The sequence below is a fragment of the uncultured Clostridium sp. genome (assembly GCF_937920395.1).
In the GTDB taxonomy this organism is placed as follows: Bacteria; Bacillota; Clostridia; order Clostridiales; family Clostridiaceae; genus Clostridium_AD.
Genome location: NZ_CALEVF010000234.1, coordinates 1 through 5,493, shown reverse-complemented (window position 1 = coordinate 5,493; position 5,493 = coordinate 1). Strand labels below are relative to the sequence as shown.

General features: G+C 27.8%; 8 protein-coding genes. 7 read left to right on the top strand and 1 reads right to left on the bottom strand.

Going from position 1 to position 5,493, the window contains the following annotated elements:
* Positions 1-227: 227 nt before the first annotated feature.
* The 7 genes from Q0649_RS14975 (at position 228) to Q0649_RS14945 (ending at position 4,483) form a co-directional block, all read left to right on the top strand.
* The gene (locus Q0649_RS14975) at positions 228-389 is read left to right on the top strand and encodes a hypothetical protein (protein ID WP_298843757.1); all 162 of its coding nucleotides are present in this window, start codon (positions 228-230) and stop codon (positions 387-389) included.
* 174 nt (positions 390-563) lie between these two features.
* Positions 564-890, top strand: a complete 327-nt coding sequence (locus tag Q0649_RS14970; protein WP_298843756.1) for a hypothetical protein — start codon at positions 564-566, stop codon at positions 888-890.
* Between the two features lie 24 nt (positions 891-914).
* On the top strand, positions 915-1,214 hold the full coding sequence (locus Q0649_RS14965; RefSeq protein WP_298843753.1) for a DUF4176 domain-containing protein: 300 nt from the start codon (positions 915-917) through the stop codon (positions 1,212-1,214).
* A gap of 86 nt (positions 1,215-1,300) precedes the next feature.
* Positions 1,301-2,374 carry a DUF262 domain-containing protein gene (locus Q0649_RS14960; RefSeq protein ID WP_298843751.1) on the top strand — a complete coding sequence of 358 codons (1,074 nt, stop codon included), beginning with the start codon at positions 1,301-1,303 and terminating at the stop codon, positions 2,372-2,374.
* On the top strand, positions 2,374-3,603 hold the full coding sequence (locus Q0649_RS14955; protein ID WP_298843749.1) for an AAA family ATPase: 1,230 nt from the start codon (positions 2,374-2,376) through the stop codon (positions 3,601-3,603). Before Q0649_RS14960 ends, Q0649_RS14955 begins: the two co-directional genes overlap by 1 nt.
* 1 nt (position 3,604) lies before the next feature.
* Complete coding sequence (locus Q0649_RS14950) at positions 3,605-4,300, top strand: hypothetical protein (RefSeq protein ID WP_298843747.1); 696 nt, start codon at positions 3,605-3,607, stop codon at positions 4,298-4,300.
* Between the two features lie 18 nt (positions 4,301-4,318).
* Positions 4,319-4,483, top strand: a complete 165-nt coding sequence (locus tag Q0649_RS14945) for a hypothetical protein (protein WP_298843745.1) — start codon at positions 4,319-4,321, stop codon at positions 4,481-4,483.
* 419 nt (positions 4,484-4,902) lie between these two features.
* On the opposite strand, the gene Q0649_RS14940 is transcribed toward Q0649_RS14945, so the two are convergent.
* Positions 4,903-5,316: an ABC transporter substrate-binding protein gene (locus tag Q0649_RS14940; RefSeq protein ID WP_298843744.1), complete on the bottom strand. Its 414-nt coding sequence runs from the start codon at positions 5,314-5,316 to the stop codon at positions 4,903-4,905.
* Positions 5,317-5,493 lie beyond the last annotated feature (177 nt).

Below are 5,493 nucleotides of genomic sequence, written 5' to 3'. Positions count from 1 at the left end.
CCTGCGACAGTACCAGTAGCGGCTTTCTCACTAAACTCTATAATATCTTCAGGTTTCCAATTAGTAGACATTACCGGCGGTAATTATAAAAACCAAAGAAATCTTAATTTACTTAAATCAGGATCTGAAATATTAGTGGGGGAGTAGGCAAGGGTGTTAAACTGATTGCAGATACATCTTCTAAAACTGTGTTAATATCAAGCACTTTTAATAAAATAATACCCACTATGTCACACTTAGTAAAGAATGTGTCAAAATCACAAAAAGTAGGTAAAGCAGTGAGTATTACATATACAGTTGCAAATTGGATTAAAAAAGGTATTAGTATACATAATGGGTTAGAGTCAACAAAATCGATAAAACCGACGTTAAGGACTATAGCACCATAAACCTTCGTTTTTGGTACTTAAATGTAAGCGTTGGAGATAGTGTACCTTTATACATGATTTTCAGTGCCAAAACTATTACGTATAGAGGGTGATGTTTTTCTAAGCGTAAGAAATATCATTTTTGTGTATTCCACCCCTTTATAATAATTATTAAGAAATGGAGAATATGACCCTATGAAAAAAATGCTCAAGTTATTAAAGACGTATTTAGTAATTGCTTTTGTAATAAGTGTTTTCATGTCTATAAGCGATATTGTGTATATGGTAAGAAACAATGCAATACCAATCATTAACTTATTTTACATTTGTAAGTTTATATTTACTTCTCTAGCAATGATAGTGATCTTAATACCTGCAATAGCACTTGTAGATTTTTGTATTGTAAAATCTGTAACATTACTATTTAAAGAGTTTAAATATGCTGATAAAAGTGGTAGAATTTGTTTGGTTATAGGATTAATATTGATGTTATTTCAAAAGATTGGTGAATGGACTCGGTAAATTTAAATTTAAGGAGTGATAAATATGGACTTATTACCAATAGGTTCTGTTATATTATTAAAAGAAGGAAAAAAAAGATTAATGATATATGGGATTAAACAATTTGTTAAGGAAAAAGATCAGATATATGATTACGTTGGTTGTTTGTATCCAGAAGGTAATATTAATCCAGAATACAATTATGCTTTTAACCATGAGGACATTGAGACAGTATATTTTGTGGGTCTTGTAGATACTAAATTTGAACTGTTTAGAAAAACTTTAAAAGAGAATGAAGAACATCCTGTTAATGAGGGTACTATTACGAAGAAATTATTGCTATAGCTAATGAATTTGGGTTCTAGGAGATTAGAATTAAAAATTGATTTATAGTTATTAAAAATAATAAGCTATTGGGTGAGTAGGATGAAATGAATATTCAAAGGGGTGAAATGATGAGTGAGATAGTTGATGAAAAAATAAAGCCTCAAAAAATAAATATAGCACAAGTGACTTTTTCAGTTTTTGAAACAATACGAAAAGTTGAAAGAGGAGATATTTTATTAGGAGCAACATTTCAGAGAAATGCCAAATGGAAGTTTGATAAAAAATCTAGATTGATAGAATCAATAATTTTAGATATTCCCATACAAGCTATTTATTTATCTGAAGAAAATGAAAATAAATATGAAATAATAGATGGTCAGCAAAGAATTAGAACAATAACTGAGTTTGTTAGTAACAAATTCAAACTAGAAAGTACGTCCTTCTGTAAAGAAAATACGTATTTCAAGGACTTAGAACCGAGTATACAGAGAAAAATTGAAGATTTTCAAATTGTTATTTTTGTTGTAAAGAAAGAGAATCACCCAGATGTTAAATTTGAAATTTTTGAGAGAATTAATACTGGCGCTGTAAAACTAAATTCACAAGAGTTAAGAAATTGTGTATATAGAAATAGAGGAATACCTTTTATTAAAAAATTAGCGAATGAAGAATTATTTAAAAGAGTTATAAAAGATAAACACGTTAGCATAAATTCAATGCAGGATCAAGAATTAGTTCTGAGATTCATGTCTTTTTATTATAAAGGGGTAGGCGAATACACTGGTAATTTAAAAAAGTTTCTAAATGATACATTGGAAAATTACGAGCAGTATAGAAATCGGGAAGATGAGTTTAAAAAAGTGTTTATTGACACAATGAATAGTATATACAATGTTTTCGGAGATGATGCATTCATAATAAGAACGAGAAAAAGTAGAGGGAAAGATAAAATAAATATAGCTCTATTTGAAATTCTAACATTTTCATTTGAAGGCAAGAGTAGTGTAGAACTAATAAAAAACAAGAGAGCTATAAAAGATAAATTATTATTTTTAATAACAAACAACCAGATTTTTAAAGAAGCGATCACAAGTGCATCTACAACTACTAAGGGGAAAACACATGAAAGATTTCGAATTTGGCAAGAAAGTCTCGAAGAAATTTTGGGAGGTATGTAATGATTAAGAAGTTTTCAATAAAAAATTTCAAAGTTCACAAGAATTCATATATTTTTAATTTAGAAGGATTAACTGTTTTGACGGGAACTAATAATTCTGGTAAGTCCTCATTAACACAAAGTCTTAGATTATTATCAAAAATTAATGATAAATCATTTAGTTATTCAAAACTACCATTTGAAGAAATTCCTGAATTAAGAGATTTTAAAAGCACTTTAAACAAAGAAGTGAATAGAAGTGAAAGTATAAAATATGAATTTTCATTAGATGTAAAAAATTTAAAATTTTGTAATATTGAGTTAGAATTTAATTCTATTTATAATTATGAAAAAGCATTTATTGATATGTTAGATGAAGCTATCCTAAAAAAAATAGATATTTATTTTGAAAATAAAGATGGAATTTTAAAAAATTATGAATTTGTAATAAATATGGATGGAAACACTCCGATAACATACAATTTAAATGAAATTATTTTAGGTGATAAAGAAGAACGAGTTCTAGTGCAAACAGGTATTTTACTTAAAGGGATATATCCAAGTTTTATTCCTTTAACAATGCAAGAAGGATTTTCAGAGTTGCTTACAATAAATAGTTATCTAGGCAATATAAATGAAAATTCCATAAAATATATTCCAGCGATTAGAGGCGTTGATTCTTGTAACATACCCAATATTATTGAAAAGAGCAAAGATAAAATAATATTTGATGGGAAAACAACACTAATAAATGCATTTAACATTTGGACAAATAAAATTCAAAATACAGAATTTAAATTAAAAATTGAAAATAATAGGTCAAAAATTGTTGCTGTAGAAGATAACATAGAGTTTGAGCTATCACAAATAGGGTTTGGTAATAATCAGATAATCCCTATTATAGCAATTATTTTAACTGCTAAAAAGGGTGATTTGGTTATAATTGAAAATCCTGAAGTCCATTTACATCCAAAATGGAAAACAAACCTAGTTGAATTATTTTACTATGTTATAGATTATGGTGTTAATATACTTATTGAAACTCAAAGCCTAGAAATAATAAATAGAGTACGTTTAGATATTAAGGAGAAAAATAAGTTAAAAGATAAAACATCATTATATTTCTTTGAAAAGCAAGGTTTAAAATCAATTATACAAAAAATAGAAATAGAGGGGACAGGAAGCTTAGATTCATGGTCAGATGATTTTGTTGATAAAGTCACTATAGAAGATAGCTTCAAATTATTATAATATGGATTTCTATTTAAATGAAAATAACTTAATTTCAGACTTGGATAATATTTTAGAAAACCTAAAAGAAATAAAGAAAATTTACGATTTTGCAAAAGCAAAGAATTGTAAAATATACATTAAGGATAATCTTGAGTATGAAAACTTAGCAATCAGCCCACAAATCGGAATGGCTTTAGGTTTGCTAAAACATTGTAGCATTATAGAAACGGATGGATATGATATGTTGGAATCCAACCAAATAGAGCCATCAATAGATAATTACTATTTTATTGAGCTAATGAGTTTATGTTATAAGTATGGTAATAATCGGATAGTTTCATTAACCAATGAATGTGAGATAACTGATGGTAAGTATACTATAAGTACTGAAAAAGATATTAATATAATAACGAATGTTATTGGAAAGAGCAAGTTCGAAGTATACTTGCAATTTAATCCAACACCACAGAAAATAAATGAAGTTTTTGAAAAGGCAGAATTAGAATTTGAACATATTAAATTTACAGAGAGAGCATACAAAACTGCAAATTCAAGAAGTGATATTTATAAACAAGCTGGTTTTTCAAAATTGCTAAATATATTTAGGGTTTTAGAGATGTTAATTTACCCATTTTTAAAAGGGCAATTACAAGGAGTTACACAAGCTAGTATTGAGGAAGAGTTTAAGGTACAGACCAATGGAATAGAGTTTTAAAATGAATCGGATAAGACTATGAAGAAATATAGTAAGCAAAGGACAGTTAGTATTGATGGTAAAAAACTGGTTATGAGTTATCATATAAAATTTAGTGATAATCGAATCTATTTTATTTACAATGAGGAAGATGATTGTATTTATATTGGACATAGTGGTGAACATTTAAATGTTGCTGGTTAAATGTATGAATTTATAGAGCAGCGTAACAATTATTATATAGAAACACATTTGAAATGAAGTGTCCAAATGAATTTATTAAGGTGGTAACTTTCAGTTATCGCCTAAGGGGTCTGGACAGAAACCTAAAAAAAGGGAACAAAGCAACAGCTTGGAGAAAGCCAGTGAGGATAACTATTTAAATATATTTTGGAAGTTTTGCTTCGTAAATATAATTTGATTACATTTTTTAGGAACAGTACATGACCCCATTGTAAAAACTGCAACGTAGTGACTAGTTTTTACTTGCTACTTTTTCATACCTGAAATTATTGACTGTGATTTTTCACTAGCATTCACAACTAGGCCCAGTTTTGATATTATATCATATACACCAGAAAATTTTCTTCGCCATAAAGGGCAATAACCTTTATATTAAGAACTTATAATTTTTTAATAACATCCTTATCAAAATGTGTTGATGCAATAACTACATCAGGTTTTAATCCAACAATTTTTTCTATATTGGGATGTAATAAACTACCAACTGATGCAACCTTAAGAGCATCCACAGGATAGTTATCATAATCGCTTCTACCTACTAAATTTCTGTCTTTACCAAGGGCATATATTCCCTCTGCTATATTGGGTGCAATTGTAATAATCCTTTTAGGTTCACTTTCAATTGTAACTGTTCTATTATATGAATCCACAATCTTTAGTGGATAGGAAGCAGTCGTTGTTTCCTTTTTAGTAGTAATTATAGTATTGTCCGTAACTTTATTACTACAAAAACTAAACACAATACAAATCAAAGCAGCTAAAACTAAACTTATTATACTTTTCTTCTTAAACATAATTTTCCCCCTCGTATAATGTAGTTGTAAGCATTGATAATAAATCAGTCATAGTAACTACGAATGTTATAACTAATATCTTATCTAATATTCGCAACTCATAATTTAATTTTAATTAACCCTATCTTAATTTTGATTATTGTCAATTACCAATATTGGACACTGGAAACCAGTTAA